The sequence below is a fragment of the Nostoc sp. XA010 genome, from assembly GCF_020829625.1.
In the GTDB taxonomy this organism is placed as follows: domain Bacteria; phylum Cyanobacteriota; class Cyanobacteriia; order Cyanobacteriales; family Nostocaceae; genus Nostoc.
This window is the reverse complement of the sequence record NZ_JAIVFX010000010.1, coordinates 228100-242809: the sequence shown is the minus strand read 5'-3', so window position 1 is coordinate 242809 and position 14710 is coordinate 228100. Positions and strand designations below refer to the sequence as shown.

The 14710-nt window shown below is 42.6% G+C and carries 12 protein-coding genes and 1 tRNA gene; 7 read left to right on the top strand and 6 right to left on the bottom strand.

Features of this window, described 5'->3' with window-relative positions; genetic code table 11:
- Positions 1 to 37: 37 nt before the first annotated feature.
- A complete protein-coding gene (locus LC608_RS36890; protein WP_267871105.1) occupies positions 38 to 1270 on the top strand; it encodes a hypothetical protein in 1233 nt (410 codons plus the stop codon).
- 49 nt (positions 1271 to 1319) lie between these two features.
- Positions 1320 to 1390, top strand: a tRNA-Gly gene (locus LC608_RS17315).
- 430 nt (positions 1391 to 1820) lie between these two features.
- Here the strand turns inward: LC608_RS17315 and pstB are convergent.
- The 4 genes from pstB to pstS form a co-directional block, all read right to left on the bottom strand.
- Positions 1821 to 2627 carry a phosphate ABC transporter ATP-binding protein PstB gene (gene pstB, locus LC608_RS17310; protein ID WP_229554706.1) on the bottom strand — a complete coding sequence of 269 codons (807 nt, stop codon included), beginning with the start codon at positions 2625 to 2627 and terminating at the stop codon, positions 1821 to 1823.
- 57 nt (positions 2628 to 2684) lie between these two features.
- Positions 2685 to 3566: a phosphate ABC transporter permease PstA gene (pstA, locus tag LC608_RS17305; RefSeq protein ID WP_229554705.1), complete on the bottom strand. Its 882-nt coding sequence runs from the start codon at positions 3564 to 3566 to the stop codon at positions 2685 to 2687.
- Between the two features lie 19 nt (positions 3567 to 3585).
- The gene (pstC, locus tag LC608_RS17300) at positions 3586 to 4536 is read right to left on the bottom strand and encodes a phosphate ABC transporter permease subunit PstC (protein ID WP_229554704.1); all 951 of its coding nucleotides are present in this window, start codon (positions 4534 to 4536) and stop codon (positions 3586 to 3588) included.
- A gap of 184 nt (positions 4537 to 4720) precedes the next feature.
- Positions 4721 to 5893: a phosphate ABC transporter substrate-binding protein PstS gene (gene pstS, locus LC608_RS17295; RefSeq protein WP_229554703.1), complete on the bottom strand. Its 1173-nt coding sequence runs from the start codon at positions 5891 to 5893 to the stop codon at positions 4721 to 4723.
- 895 nt (positions 5894 to 6788) lie between these two features.
- Between pstS and LC608_RS17290 the strand changes: the two genes are divergently transcribed.
- From LC608_RS17290 to LC608_RS17275, 4 genes are all read left to right on the top strand, one after another.
- Positions 6789 to 7376: a biotin transporter BioY gene (locus LC608_RS17290; protein WP_229554702.1), complete on the top strand. Its 588-nt coding sequence runs from the start codon at positions 6789 to 6791 to the stop codon at positions 7374 to 7376.
- 93 nt (positions 7377 to 7469) lie between these two features.
- Positions 7470 to 7946, top strand: coding sequence for a signal peptidase II (gene lspA / locus LC608_RS17285; protein WP_229554701.1), 477 nt, complete (start codon positions 7470 to 7472; stop codon positions 7944 to 7946).
- Positions 7947 to 8146: 200 nt separating this feature from the next.
- Positions 8147 to 8842, top strand: a complete 696-nt coding sequence (locus tag LC608_RS17280) for a hypothetical protein (protein WP_229554700.1) — start codon at positions 8147 to 8149, stop codon at positions 8840 to 8842.
- A gap of 425 nt (positions 8843 to 9267) precedes the next feature.
- Positions 9268 to 11538: a transglycosylase domain-containing protein gene (locus tag LC608_RS17275; RefSeq protein WP_229554699.1), complete on the top strand. Its 2271-nt coding sequence runs from the start codon at positions 9268 to 9270 to the stop codon at positions 11536 to 11538.
- Between the two features lie 176 nt (positions 11539 to 11714).
- Here the strand turns inward: LC608_RS17275 and LC608_RS17270 are convergent, their stop codons facing one another.
- Positions 11715 to 13127, bottom strand: a complete 1413-nt coding sequence (locus LC608_RS17270; RefSeq protein ID WP_229554698.1) for a DUF4335 domain-containing protein — start codon at positions 13125 to 13127, stop codon at positions 11715 to 11717.
- On the bottom strand, positions 13124 to 13750 hold the full coding sequence (locus LC608_RS17265) for a DUF3038 domain-containing protein (RefSeq protein WP_229554697.1): 627 nt from the start codon (positions 13748 to 13750) through the stop codon (positions 13124 to 13126). Before LC608_RS17265 ends, LC608_RS17270 begins: the two co-directional genes overlap by 4 nt.
- A gap of 406 nt (positions 13751 to 14156) precedes the next feature.
- Between LC608_RS17265 and LC608_RS17260 the strand changes: the two genes are divergently transcribed.
- Positions 14157 to 14675, top strand: a complete 519-nt coding sequence (locus tag LC608_RS17260) for an adenine phosphoribosyltransferase (protein ID WP_229554719.1) — start codon at positions 14157 to 14159, stop codon at positions 14673 to 14675.
- Positions 14676 to 14710 lie beyond the last annotated feature (35 nt).

Below are 14710 nucleotides of genomic sequence, written 5' to 3'. Positions count from 1 at the left end.
TGAGTAAGAGTGCCTAATCATATCCAGTTTATATAATATGCCACTATCAGTTGCAGACAAAACTCCAATTCCAAGCACAGTCTGGAGGCGACACAGCGATCCACCAGCTTTGTGGATTTCTGTCATTATAGGTTCAGTCTCTCTGCACTTGCTAGCGTTCTGGCTGATGCGCTCATCTAATGCATTTAGTTTGTGGTTTCCCCAACAAAGTCAATCTGCTGTTCCCATTGAATTGATAGAAATTGCTCCAAAATCAAAATCAACAGCCAAAACAGTTTCGCCAAAGCCAGCATCCGCAACTAAAAAGTTTTTACCAGCACGTTCATCACAAACAGCCCGAACTACGCCCAGAAATCAAAATTTTGGCACAATAAATCCTGCTGATAATCTCCAGCAGAAGAAGCAAACTTACGCCTCTCAACCTAATAGGCAACCCTTTAGGCAACAAAGAGTTGCTAGGGCGACACTGACGCCGAATTCTAAACCAACACCGACACCGACACCAACACTGACACCGACACCGACACCTACAGTTCCAGTCGGTAATCTACCTTGGAACCGTCGTCAAGAAATCAAACTGGGAAAGGGAACACTACTACCAACAGGTATTCCATCAAATTCACCAGATTCGGAAGCTGAAAATAGAAAAACGCCACCTACCTCCGCTCAGGAAACGCCAGTAACTCCGACTAGAGAAACTCCACGCACCCCCCCCGCTCAGGAAACGCCAGCAACACCGACTAGAGAAACTCCACGCACCCCCCCCGCTCAGGAAACGCCAGCAACACCGACTAGAGAAACTCCACGCGCCCCTACTCAGGAAACTCCCGCAACATCGGCTAAGGAAACTCCACGTACCCCTGCCCAAGGAGCATCAGTAGCAATAGTAGCTCCTTTGCTTAGAGATGAAGTCAGTAGCTTGATACAATCAGGAAGATTACGACAAGATGCTTTACCGGACGTTATTGCTTTATATAGGGGAAGCAACACAAAAGAATTAGACTCAAGTTTTCTCGTTCAGAATTCTGGACTTGAACCAGCACAACTCTTGGCTAGTTTCATAATTGATAACAATGGCAATTTTCAACAGGCTGTAGTTCTAGAAATAGAACCACTAACACTGCAAAGTGAAAAAAGCACATACCAGCAGGTCCTCAGCGAAGTTTTTAAAACAGAAAACTTTATTGCTGCTCACAACAACGATGGCACAAAACCAGAATTAAGCAATCTGTATGTCAGAATCAACATCCAACCTGCTAATTCCAACTAATGCTTGAATTTTTACAAAAGCTGTGTTATATTTATAGGGTTGGAATTGTGCGGGCGTAGTTTAGTGGTAAAACTATAGCCTTCCAAGCTATTAATGCGGGTTCGATTCCCGCCGCCCGCTTAAAAAAGTTTGAAATGCACTAGTGCAGCACGGTAGAAATGCACCTTATTTTTAGAAAATAAAGGGCAAAATACCCTATTGCTCTATGTGTCGCGCTATTTTGGAGTGGGTGTCTGAACCCCGCCCAGTAAAGCTAAGGCTTAATATTAAACAGCTTAATTATTGCTTTTATTGACTAAGAAACAGCCATGATTGAGTAAGCAATGCCTACGGAGAGGTACGCCTACGCTAACCTTGGCAAACAAATTAAAAACTAGAGGAATATCGCCCAGCTTGAATTCTCGGGTATTGCATAAATGCGGGATGAATTGGCGGGTGAAACCATTGGAAATTCGTTATAAATTATGCGAAATCATCCCCTAATTCAGCAACGCAAATTTTCGAGTATCCCTCATTGTTTTAAAATCAACAATCTTTAATATTTATCTACTTATCCAAATCTACCGCTAACGTAATCTCTGGTATCTTGCTGCTGAGGATTGTTGAAAATTAATTCTGTGGCGTCGTACTCTACCATGTAGCCGTTACGACCTCCGCTTTCTGTAGTTTTAACATTAAAAAAGGCTGTTTTATCAGAAACCCGCGCTGCTTGCTGCATATTATGGGTAACGATAACGATGGTATATTGCTCTTTAAGTTGGTGAATTAATTCTTCAACCCGCAACGTGGAAATAGGATCAAGGGCAGAGCAAGGTTCATCCATTAATATAATTTCAGGTTGGACTGCGATCGCACGAGCAATACATAACCTTTGTTGTTGTCCACCAGATAAAGACGAACCACTTTGTCGCAGTTTGTCCTTTACTTCGTCCCACAAAGCTGCTTGTCGCAAACTCCGTTCTACCAATTCATCCATATTGCCTTTGTAGCCGTTGATTTTGGCTCCAAAAGCAATATTGTCATAAATCGATTTTGGAAACGGGTTTGGTCTTTGAAACACCATCCCAATCCGACGACGCACCTCTACAGGATCAATGTCGGATGCATACAAGTTTTTATCGTAAAAAAGTATTTTACCTTCTGCCCGAAATGACTCAATCAGGTCATTGAGGCGGTTATAGCATCGTAACAACGTACTTTTACCACAACCAGAAGGGCCAATAAAGGCTGTAACCTGATTTTTTGGAATATCTAGCCAGATATCTTTCAAGGCTAAAAATTTGCCGTAGTAAACGTTGAGGTTTTCGGTGCGTAAAACGGTTTGAGTATCGTTGACTGTGCTAATGTTGTTAGCCATAAATTAAATGTAGTATTAGTTTTAGCGATACAAATCCGCTATGTAGATGCTATTCGACTAAGCTTTCTTGCGGGTTGCCCAGCGAGCGATGATACTTGTGATTAAAACCATCAATACCAAAATCAAAGATGCTGCCCAAGCTAGTGATTGCCAATTTTTAAACGGAGAAATGGCATATTTGTAAACTAAAACAGCAAGAGAAGCTGTGGGTTCAAATAAGCTACCAGGCCAAAAATTGGAAAACAGGGCGGTAAATAGTAAAGGTGCGGTTTCTCCAGATGCTCTGGCGATCGCTAGGGTTGCCCCAGTTACAATAGCTGGTAGGGCTGCTGGCAACACTACTTGACTAACTGTTTGAAAGTTAGTTGCTCCTAACCCTACAGATGCTTGTCGCAAATCTTGCGATACTAACTGCAAGGCTTCATCAGTGGTTCGGACAATAATTGGCAACATCAAAATTGCCAGTGCAAACCCTCCACCTAGAGCAGAGTATGATCCTAAGTTTAACTTTACCAGTGTCAAAACTACAATGCCATAAGCAAATACTCCAGCAATAATTGACGGGACTCCGCTCAGGACGTTAGCCGCAAAACGTACCCATCTTGCTACATTGGCCGAGCTAAATTCTGTGATGTAAATCGCCGCCAAGACACCAAATGGAATACTAATCAGGGCAGCAATTCCTACCATTAATAGTGTGCCCAAAATTGCATTACCAAAGCCTCCTCCCTGTTGTAAAGCTTTGGGCGGCAGTTCAAAAAAGAGGCTGGGACTCAAACTGCTAAAGCCTTGAATAATGACGTAAGAAAGCACTGCTAGCAAAGGCACAAGTGCCAATACCCCACAGATAAATGCAACTACAGTCATTACTGTATTAAACAGTGTCCTTTGAGACATGGGAGCGCGAGTTAGACTGCGCTCTGGAAAACTAGAAGTCATAATTCAACCCAAAACTAAGCTACAGTCGCTTGACTCTCAGAACGATAAACTCGGCCATGATATTGACTACCAGGGTCAAGAAGAATAGAACTAAAGCAGCGTACATTAAAGCCGAAACTTGCAAACCACTAGCTTCTGAAAATTGATTTGCTAGTAGAGAAGAAATTGTATTGCCTGGTGCTAACAGTGAGATACTAATGTTGTTGGAATTACCAATTAACATTGTTACAGCCATTGTTTCTCCCATTGCCCGACCTAGTGACAACATCACAGCACTAACTATCCCTGAAAAGGCTGCTGGAATCAGAATTTGCAAGATGGTTTCCCATCGGGTTGCTCCTAGTCCTACGGCGGCTTGGCGCAAACTGGAGGGTATAGATATTAAGGCATCGCGCGATAGAGCTGTGATGATGGGCAAAGTCATAATTGCTAATATGACTCCTGCCGGTAACATTCCTGGGCCTGTAGGGGGGGTGCTAAAAAATGGTATCCAGCCAAAGTAACTATTGAGCCATTTTCCCAAGTTAGTTAAGATAGGCACTAAAACAAAAATACCCCACACGCCGTAGACAACGCTGGGAATAGCTGCAAGCAGTTCTACCGCAAAAACTAATACCAACTTCACTTTTGCAGGTAAAAAATCTTCGCTTAGTACAATAGCAGTACCAACTCCAATCGGTACAGCTATCAGTAAACCGATAAAAGAACTCAAGAGAGTTCCATAAATTTGAGGTAGCACCCCGTAGGTATCATTAACTGGGTTCCAAGTGGTGTTAGCTAAAAAGCTAGCACCAAACTTTTGGATGGCAGGCCAAGAAGCAATTGCAACTTGTAAGCCGATCCATAATAAAGCGGCAGCAACCCCAAAGGCGAAAATTTTAGTAAGCCAAATAAAACCCTGATCTAGGGACTTTTCTACATCAGAGCGATTTTTTGTCGCTGATGAAAGGTTTTGAGAATTTGTAGTCATGACTACCGACTTTCACAATTAAATCAGAGGAAGATATGGGAGGCAACCATATCAACAAATTTGTTGCCTCATCGTCTTTTAAAACTGAGACATTGGTAACACAGAGTTCCAAATTACGAATGCCTCTAGTCTAGTAAGCAGCCTAAAAATTATTATCTAGGAATGCCTCATATTTTGACTGTAGCTACTTGCTAGCACTAGTACCACTACCAACAGCAATTTTATACTCTGGACTGATTTGATCGGCAGCAGCAGCCACCTTTGTAATGACGTTTTGGGGTAGAGGAACATACCCTAGTGCCACAGAATTCTTCTGACCCTCAGTTAAAGCGTATTCGATCGCAGCTTCAACAGCCTTAGCTTTTGCCGCATCGGGATATTTCTTGTAAGCCAAAATCCAGGTGTAAGTGACGATGGGATAGGAATCAGCGCCTTCGGGATCGGAAATAAAGACGCGGAGATCAGGCGGGAGAGTTACTGATGCCAGAGTTTTAGAGGCTGACTCCTCAGTAGGTACAATAAACTGACCGCCTTTGTTTTCCAAAGCAGCAAAATTGAGACTATTTTGTTTGGCATAGCCGTACTCGACATAACCAATAGAACCTTGTGTTTGTTGGATTTGGGCGGTAACACCCTCATTCCCTTTAGCACCAACTCCCTTAGGCCAATTCACAGTTTTGCCTTCACCAACTTTAGTCTTCCACTCCGGGCTGATCGCACTGAGGTGTTTTGTAAACACACCTGTTGTTCCGCTACCATCAGAACGATAAACAACTGTGATTGCCTGTTTTGGAAGTTTTATACCAGGGTTAGTCTTGGCAATTTGGGGATCATCCCAAGACGTGATTTTGCCTAGTAGAATATCAGCGTAAACGGCTCGTGGTAGCTTTAGTTCTGCAACATCTGGCAAGTTGTAAGCTAGCACGATACTACCAGCAGTTACAGGCAGTAAAATAACGCCTTTATCGGCTGGCACCTTCTGGATTTCTTCATCCTTCATGGCAACATCGCTGGCACCAAAGTCTACAGTCCCTTTGATAAATTGCTCAACTCCAGCACCGCTACCAACTGAGGCATAGTCAACTTGCAGGTTTGGATATTTTTTGTTTAGATCCGTAAACCATGTATCATACAGTGGTGCTGGGAAAGACGCACCAGCTCCGCTTAATTTTATATTTCCACCCAAATCTAATTTGGTTGTGCTGGAGGCAGTGGTATCTGTAGCAGTGCCAGAATTGGTGGCTGTATTATCTGGGTTTTGCTGTCCGCCACATGCAGCTAGGCTGATTGTCAGTGCTAACACTGAAACTGAAGCTGTGAGGCGATGAATTTTTGTTACACTAAGAGGTGAGGGCATCGCTATCAATGTTTGGGTAACTTTTCAGGTGAGCGCTTCTCAGGATACCCTTAAAAGATGAAGGTTAAGGTAAAGGATAGGTTAACAAAGCAAAAAAATGCTTGTTTTTTTTTGATGAAGAACAAACACTCGTTTCTACTTTTACTTGATAAAATTTATACTGCTATTTTAGTCACACCTGACAAATATTACCACAGGAATTTGGTTATAGATATTTACAAAAATTTTAGTACTAGTGTAAATTTATTGATAAAGCCATAAAAAAATGTATAAAAATATGGCAGGCTATGGTATAATTTAAGGCTTATAAATTTGGGTGTTAAGATGAAATTTGTTTTTGTTTATTCAGTCTAAGCAGACTTTAAGCCATAACTAAATAATTTAACTTTAGTAAGTGAAACTATTGTTGAGAGAAAACAGAAGAAAAACTATAAATTGCCTATTTTATGAGAGGAGGTGGTGCGATCGCTAAAAAATAGTGAATTAAGAAACTATCTTTAACACTTTGTAGCAAAAGTTGGTATTAAATCTAAAACTTTATAAATACTATATTTTATTTACTACTTTTATTAAGTATTAACATGTATTAGGTCAAATACCATAATTAGACTCAGCTTCAGCCAATAAAATTACAGCTATAGACACCTAAGGCATAATTTGCAGAATTGAAAAGTTACATACCAAAAAGGCAAAAAAAATATGCTAATTCTTAGAGGTGTCAGCACAAATCTCATTTTAACACTAATGAATATACTAGTACGGCGGGCGCAAAAATAAACATACCATTTCAAATCCACAAAAGCCTGGAATACAATCCTTTTGACTTTTGAGTTCCGCCTTACGGTACTAGTTGCAGTTGGTTTTCCCTGTTGCCTTTTCCTGGTTGACTGAATAAATGTTTGCTGCTTCCAATCAATTACTATGGTCAATGATTGGCTTACTCCTAACAATGGGTGGCACTTTCCTAGAAGCTTATGGCATCACCTTACCTTGGAATTGGAGTAAGCACGGAATTCAGACAATTTCATTAGGTGTCACTTTTCAAGTTGGCGCAGTATTGTTGGTGGGTTGTTTAGGGGGCAAAAATGCTGGTGCGCTCTCACAAATTGCCTATTTAGTCATGGGGTTGACCTTATTACCTGTATTTGCGGATGGGGGCGGTATTGGTTATATTAAGTTATCTCAATTTGGCTATCTATTAGGCTTTATTCCTGGAGCTTGGATTTGTGGCTTGTTTGCTTTTAAAGCTAGACCTCGACTAGAAACTCTCGCCTTTAGTTGCATTTGTGGCTTGTTAACTATCCACCTATGCGGTATTACTTATTTGATTATTAGTTATATTTTTCAGTGGAAAGGCACAGAAAATGTCCCCTTGATGCAAGCAATCCTTAGATACTCCTGGTTTGCACTACCAGGACAACTAAATGTGGTCTGTGCCGTTACTGTAATAGCATATATATTGCGTCACTTAATGTTTTATTAGTCGTGAAGGGGCTAGAGGCTAGGGGCTAGAAATTTAAAATTCTTCTAATCCTTAGTCCTTAGTCCCTAGTCCCTAATCCTAGCCCCTAGTTTCATGCGTTTAAAAAATCGCCTTTTCTGGATAGCTGCCTTCATAGCTTTTTTCTTAGATCAAATAACAAAATACTGGGTAGTGCAAACCTTTAGCTTGGGGCAAACACTACCACTCTTACCTGGAATATTTCACTTCACCTATGTCACTAATACTGGTGCGGCTTTTAGTCTGTTAAGTGGGAAAGTAGAGTGGTTGCGCTGGTTATCTTTAGGAGTGAGTTTAGTATTGATAGCGTTGGCCTTGTTTGGCCCGACATTAAATTTGTGGGATCAGTTGGGCTATGGCTTGATTTTAGGTGGAGCTATGGGCAACGGTATCGATCGCTTTGTTTTAGGCTATGTTGTTGATTTTCTTGATTTTCGCCTGATTAACTTTGCTGTATTTAATGTGGCAGATTCATTTATTAGTATCGGTATTGTTTGCCTGTTAATTGCTTCCTTCCAAAAAACACCGGCTTCAACTGATAGGTCGCATTAAACTATTAAGCCTGGGATGATTAATCCCAGGCTATTGATTGCTAAAACCTTTGCTCAATCCTATATGCGAAGACTTGATCATGGTTTGAGCGATTTTGAGTTATTATTTTACACCAGTTATTCAAACTGGTGTAAGAGTTCAGATGCACTGATGATTGCTGATGGCATATTATTCAGATTATGCCTCAGCTTTTAATTTAATTGCCTGTTGTTCCAGGAGTTTTTGGTGAACTAGAGCCTGGAGTATTATTAGGAGAACCTGTACTTGGTTCGGGATTGGTGTCAGTAGTACCAGACTCAGGTGTAGTTGGGTTTCCTGGTACGGTAATGCTACCAGCAGGAGCGCCAGACTCAGGTGTAGTCGCGCCTCCTGGTGCTGGAGTTAAGTTGTTAGGAGCGCCAGATTCAGGTGAAGCTGGGCTTCCTGGTGCTGGAGTTAACTTGCTAGGAGCGCTAGGATCAGATGGGGTAACGGCTCCTGGTGCTGGAGTGCTTTCGGGAGTCGCAGATCCGGCTCCAGGTTCAGTTGTGCTACCTGGTGCAGTTGTGCTACCTGGTGCAGTTGTGCTACCTGGTGCAGTTGTGCTATCTGGAGTGGTGGTGCTATCTGGAGTTGTGGTGCCACTAGGCGTGGTTTCTGCGGGTGCCGTAGTGCTACCAGGAGCGCTAGTAGGGGTGAGCGCTGTGCCGCCGGGACAACGTGAGTTGAGCGGAAAATACTCGCATAGAATTTTCATCCCTTGTGGCGACATCTTAATTTCCGTTGGTGCACTAGTTGAGTCGCTACTGGACTGGGCTATGGAGGATTTACTAGATTCGGCTACAGCAATGTTAGCGGTAAATGCTAAAGATAAAGCTGCACCAATCAGAGTCAGAGATTTTCCCATTATTCTGTAATTAACCTCAACGGAACACTCGGCCCATTAAAACAGAGAATAGAATTTAGAAAATCTTCCTAAATGAATATATTTAGGTTTGTTTCAGAATATGTGGATATGTAAAATTGGTAAAAATTAAATCTGTTGTCTATTGATGGCTAGTGCCTAAAAATACATAAATTAAAACTATCTTCGTAGTCATATAACGATTTAACTTTATAGGGTAAGCCTTTAAGGATGGATATTTTTTTATATTTATGAATCAAAGTAACAAAAGCTACAAATAGGGTTTAGTAATAAGCTAATATAAAGTATAAATTAAGTCAAAAAAATCCGTATAGATAATTTATGCTTTGGCTTATGAGTAAAATGATGAAAGACTAACATTTAATATTGATTGTAATTCGCCCGATTCTTCACTCAAAAGTGTGATGTAAATAGCCGATGAGTTCTCCCCAACCGCCTCAAAAGCCACAAACTTTACTTGGTCAACTGACTCAAGCGGTACATACTATCCAAGCTAGGGTCGATTTTTCTAAATTGGCGCTCAAGCCTAATGCCAAAGTACCGGAACTCTGGGTGCAGGATGCGGGGGCGGATAAAGCAGAGGTATATCCACTGTTGGGCGATCGCTATATTCTAGGTCGTAGCTCTAAATCCAGCGATATCGTCATCCGTAACCCTGTTGTCAGCCAAATTCACCTGTCGCTATCGCGGAATTCTAGCCAACGCACGCCAGCTTTTGTCATCAAAGACGAAAACTCTACCAATGGTATTTATCGTGGCAAGCGTCGTGTCAATTCTCTAGAACTGCGTCACGGCGATATTCTTACTCTAGGGCCTCCAGAACTTGCCGCTTCTGTGCGGTTGCAGTACGTCGATCCACCAGCCTGGTATGTGAAAGCTGCAAGTTGGACAGCTTATGGGGTTGGTGGTACTAGTGCTTTGTTAGCGTTAGTAATTGGTGTCGAATGGCTGAAATTTACAGTTAAACCCCTACCTACAGCTACACGCGCCCCAGTAGTTGTGTACGCCCGTGATGGAGCCACTCCCCTGAGAGAGCCTCGGACTACCTCTCATGTAGACATGAAGCGTTTAGAGGAATTTGGCCCTTATTTGCCTGCTGCGGTGGTGGCTTCAGAGGATAGTCGTTATTACTGGCACTTTGGGGTTGATCCTGTGGGGATTTTACGAGCCGTATTGATCAATAGCCGCAGTGGAGATGTGCAGCAAGGAGCCAGTACTGTTACCCAGCAAGTTGCCCGCAGTTTGTTCCGCGAGTATGTAGGCAGACAGGATACCCTTGGACGCAAATTGCGAGAAGCAGTTGTTGCCCTAAAGCTCGAAACCTTTTACAGCAAAGATGATATTTTGCTGATGTATTTAAATCGGGTTTTTTTGGGGGGAGATACCTCTGGCTTTGAGGATGCATCCCGGTATTATTTTGAGAAGCCCGCTAAAGAATTAACTTTGGCAGAAGCAGCAACATTGGTAGGAATTTTACCTGCTCCCAACGCTTTCGATTTTTGTGGAGATAGTCCCAATAAGCTAGAAGCAGCCGAATACCGAAATCGCGTAATTAAGCGGTTGCTGGAGATGGGCAAAATTAAACCTGAAGATGCAAACCGAGCTAGACGCTCCACCGTCCAAGTTAGTCCTAAAGTGTGTGAACAGCAAGCTAAGACGATCGCTCCTTATTTTTACAATTACGTCTTCTCTGAACTTGAATCAATCTTAGGGGAGGGAGCCGCAAGAGAAGGGAATTATATCATTGAAACCAAGCTTGATCCAGTGATACAGAGTCAAGCAGAAGCGGCATTGAATAATTCAGTGAACAACGCCGGTAGAAATTTTAATTTTTCTCAAGGGGCGGTAGTAACTCTTGACTCTAGTACAGGCAGTATCCTGGCAATGGTGGGCGGGACTGATTACAGAAAAAGTCAGTTCAATCGTGCTGTTCAAGCCAAAAGACAACCAGGTTCCACCTTCAAAATCTTTGCTTACACGGCTGCTATTCAACAGGGATTTTCAGAATCAAAAAGTTATTCTTGCGCTCCTTTAACTTGGCAAGGCTTTACTTATAAACCCTGTCGTGCTGGTGCTGGCGCTACTTTAGATATTGCCACGGGGCTTGCTCTTTCAGAAAATCCTATCGCCCTACGAGTTGCCAGAGAAATCGGGCTAAATAAAGTCGTGGCTATGGCACAGAATTTGGGAATCAAGTCAACCCTTGATCCAGTTCCTGGCTTGGTACTAGGTCAAAGTGTAGTCAATGTTTTGGAAATGACTGGTGCTTTTGGCGCTATTGGTAATGGTGGTGTACGGAATCCTCCCCATGCCATTAACCGAATTTTAGACAGTGGTGATTGCCGCGATCGCAATGATATCAAAACCTGTCGTGTAATCTACTCTTTCGACCAAGATCCAGATGCCAACAAACGAGTTCTGTCAAATGGTGTAGCCGATGAAATGACTGGTTTAATGCGTGGCGTAGTCACCAGAGGTACTGGTCGTAGTGCTGCCATTGGACTGGGGGAAGCTGGGAAAACAGGCACAACTGATAAAAACGTTGACTTATGGTTCATCGGCTTTATCCCCAGTCGGCGGCTTGTAACTGGTGTTTGGCTGGGAAACGACAATAATTCCCCGACATCTGGTAGCAGCGCTCAAGCAGCTCAGTTGTGGGGGAATTATATGCGGCGGATTACAAGGTAAATTGGGGACTGGGGACTAGGGACTGGGGACTAGGGACTGGGGACTAGGGACTGGGGACTGGGGACTGGGGACTGGGGACTGGGGACAAGGAAAAGGCAAAAGATTACAGGGTGGGCAGAATTCACGTTTGCTACCTTATCTCTTACCAATTTCCACCAATCCCCAGTTCCCAATTATTATTGATATCCTTGCCAAGGAGCAACTTCCAACGTGCCGCTAGGCCTAAATATTACTTGGAAGTGGGCGAGAGGTTCTTTATTGTTGGGAGCTGCTACATTGGAACCGTAGACCGCGTTGAACATCTTGGGAAGGGGTGTTTCGCGGAAATAGTCAAAGGCTACTTGGTTGAGTGGTTCATAGTCAGCAATTACACCATCTTTGTTAACTGCTACCCGATATTTCAAATCTCGCGTAAAGGTGGGGGTACCACTCCAGCTTTGGCGAACTGTAGTATAAAGCTTTTGGTTTAAACCTTTGACTATATTAGAGTCAGTAATTTTTGCACCTACTACCTCTGGCGTCCTAGCATATCCTCGCCAAGGGCTAACTTCTAGCACACCTTTTGTAGTAAACACTACTCGAAATTGAGCGATTGGTTCATTAGAAATGGGAGGACGGCTAGCTGGATTGTAAAGTACGTTAGGCAGAGGAGTTTGCCCTACTCCTATATTTGCCTCTTTATTCACTGCTTTATAACCGACGATCGCTCCATCCGCAGCTACACCCAGACGATAGATCAAATCCTGTTGTAATTCTGAGCGATTAGTCCAAGCTGGATGAATTTGGTTGTAAACTTGACGATTTAATGAACGCAACTGGGATGGATCGGTAATTTCTGGAACTGTATTTAAAAGTGCTTCTAAATCTTTAACTGGCGGCTTTGTATTAGCTGTGGGTGTTCGTGTAGGCGTTGCAGCAGCTGATGCTGGAGCAGCAATATTGTTTGTTGGAGAGCTAGTTTGCTCATCTGGTTTAGGCTGCGGTGGACGCATTTCGGGAGGTGGAATCAAGTTAAAGGCGATCGCTGCTACTGCTAAACTTGACACACCCACAGCAGCAGGAACAGCCTGTCTGATTACAGCCTGACTAGCACCGCCATAGCGTCTGGTAACTGGTTGTAGTTCTAAAGAAAGTTCAGGTAAAGTTTGGGTATCAGCAAAAAACTGATCCACTGCTTCCACTAAATCAAACAACTGTACTGTATTTAAATCTATTTCGATAGGCGGACGTTTGGAATTGTTAGAGTTATCGAACCCCTCTGGAGCGCCTTCTGAATATATAATTAACCTATGTCGATTGCCGTCAATTTTCCGAAACTCTACTAGCTCCGATTCCTGGTTGTGTGCCTGCGGATTGGGTACACTACTTAAAAATTCTTGGGCATAGCCACTAACAGCCCTCACCAAACTTTCAAAAAATTCCCGCCCTCCCGTTAGGGGTTGGTTATAACCAGATAAATAACATTCTGCATTTACCAATATTGATAATTCCGGGCGCATTTCCTGGAAGTGTGCAGCCCTAGTGATATCACTTAACCCTTCTAAAAGCAGTGTACAATTAGGCAAACTGTACTTACGTTGAATATTCATTCCACTTCACCGTCAAAAAGACTAATCCAGAATCGCTGCATTCCAGCTGTACCAGTACAAAATAGTAATTGTCCTAACAAATTTATAGCTAGCTCATCTAATTTTGCATCAGAAGTTAATGCCAGGACACCAGAACGTCGAGCATTCATCCGGCTCTTAAAATGCGCTCTAAACCTCTCTAGGTAATTAGATAGGCGCAAATTCTGTTCTAATGGAATCTGCTTTTCTTCCATTTGTTGACAGATCATTAGTAACTGGCGAATCACAACAGTTAAACGCCGGGCTATGTGGCAAGCAATGACCACCAGAGCTTTTGCTTCCATGATACTTAAGGGACGGCGCATGTGCGCTCTTCGTAGCGGATTAGAGCTACGCATCCGCCATAAATTCACCCTGTCTTTAACAATTCCTTTTAGATCCAACTCTTGAGCAAAAGTTAGGATTGCTTCCGAACCACCAAGCTCTAAAGCTTCAATTGCCAGTAAAATCAGGTCAATTTGCAACCGGGTTCTGCGAGGACACGTTTTGGAAGCGATCGCAGGATCTGGCAAAGTGTCCAAAACCATAGGCAGTGAATCTTGAGTTGGACTGTTGAACGGCGTTAAACTTGTTGACACATTCATTCTATAAATACCTTATGCGGTTTCAACAGACTAGATAAAACAAATTTAAGATCGGTAGCCAAGACTTGAGCATTAGACTTGTAGCAATAGCATGACCACCTGATATATACATTACTTAACTCTTTCTACTCAAAGTTTTCCCTATATTGAAATCAAAATTTTAAAACATAACTTAATTAACCTCATTTATTTAGTGCAATACCTCTTATAGCTTGATTTAGATTCTAATTATCGTCAATAAAGGGCGAAGCTTCAGCCTCGACCCCCAGCGTATGACATTATAGTGTACGATTTTTCAGGTATCTGAAATTTGGCATTGGGCATTGGGCATTGGGCATTGATTATTAATTCTTCTCCCTCATCTCCCATTCCCACTCCCCACTCCCCACTCCCTACTCCCCATTTTATGGATTTGAAGTCTCTCGTTCGTGACATCCCAGATTTCCCTAAACCCGGAATTTTATTTCGGGATATTACTACCCTGCTGCGCGATCCAGAGGGACTGCGCTACACTATTGACTTTCTAGCACAAAAATGCAACGAAGCTGGGATAACGGTGGATTATGTCATTGGTATAGAGTCGAGGGGATTTATTTTTGGTTCACCCCTGGCTTATAAAGTAGGAGCTGGTTTTATTCCCGTCCGTAAAAAAGGTAAGTTACCAGCAGCCGTTCATTCAATTGAATATGAACTAGAGTATGGTATGGACTGCCTAGAAGTGCATCAAGACGGTTTACACCAAGGTAGCCGAGTTTTAATTGTGGACGATTTGATTGCCACAGGTGGAACTGCTAGTGCAACAGCAAAGTTAGTGCAAAAGATTGGCTGCGAACTAGTAGGATTTGGGTTTATTATCGAGCTACGGGATTTAGAAGGGCGTAAATATCTGCCAGACGTACCGATTATCTCTCTAATTGAATATTAGTTATTTGTCATTGGTCATTAGCAAAGGACAAATGA

What these genes read in the sequence shown, in the direction of transcription:
- pstS (WP_229554703.1), bottom strand. Translation starts at nt 5,893, where the DNA reads ATGCCCTCACCTCTTAGTGTAACAAAAATTCATCGCCTCACAGCTTCA.
- lspA (WP_229554701.1), top strand. Translation starts at nt 7,470, where the DNA reads ATGCGTTTAAAAAATCGCCTTTTCTGGATAGCTGCCTTCATAGCTTTT.
- LC608_RS17290 (WP_229554702.1), top strand. Translation starts at nt 6,789, where the DNA reads ATGTTTGCTGCTTCCAATCAATTACTATGGTCAATGATTGGCTTACTC.
- pstA (WP_229554705.1), bottom strand. Translation starts at nt 3,566, where the DNA reads ATGACTTCTAGTTTTCCAGAGCGCAGTCTAACTCGCGCTCCCATGTCT.
- LC608_RS17265 (WP_229554697.1), bottom strand. Translation starts at nt 13,750, where the DNA reads ATGAATGTGTCAACAAGTTTAACGCCGTTCAACAGTCCAACTCAAGAT.
- LC608_RS17275 (WP_229554699.1), top strand. Translation starts at nt 9,268, where the DNA reads ATGAGTTCTCCCCAACCGCCTCAAAAGCCACAAACTTTACTTGGTCAA.
- pstB (WP_229554706.1), bottom strand. Translation starts at nt 2,627, where the DNA reads ATGGCTAACAACATTAGCACAGTCAACGATACTCAAACCGTTTTACGC.
- pstC (WP_229554704.1), bottom strand. Translation starts at nt 4,536, where the DNA reads ATGACTACAAATTCTCAAAACCTTTCATCAGCGACAAAAAATCGCTCT.
- LC608_RS36890 (WP_267871105.1), top strand. Translation starts at nt 38, where the DNA reads ATGCCACTATCAGTTGCAGACAAAACTCCAATTCCAAGCACAGTCTGG.
- LC608_RS17260 (WP_229554719.1), top strand. Translation starts at nt 14,157, where the DNA reads ATGGATTTGAAGTCTCTCGTTCGTGACATCCCAGATTTCCCTAAACCC.
- LC608_RS17270 (WP_229554698.1), bottom strand. Translation starts at nt 13,127, where the DNA reads ATGAATATTCAACGTAAGTACAGTTTGCCTAATTGTACACTGCTTTTA.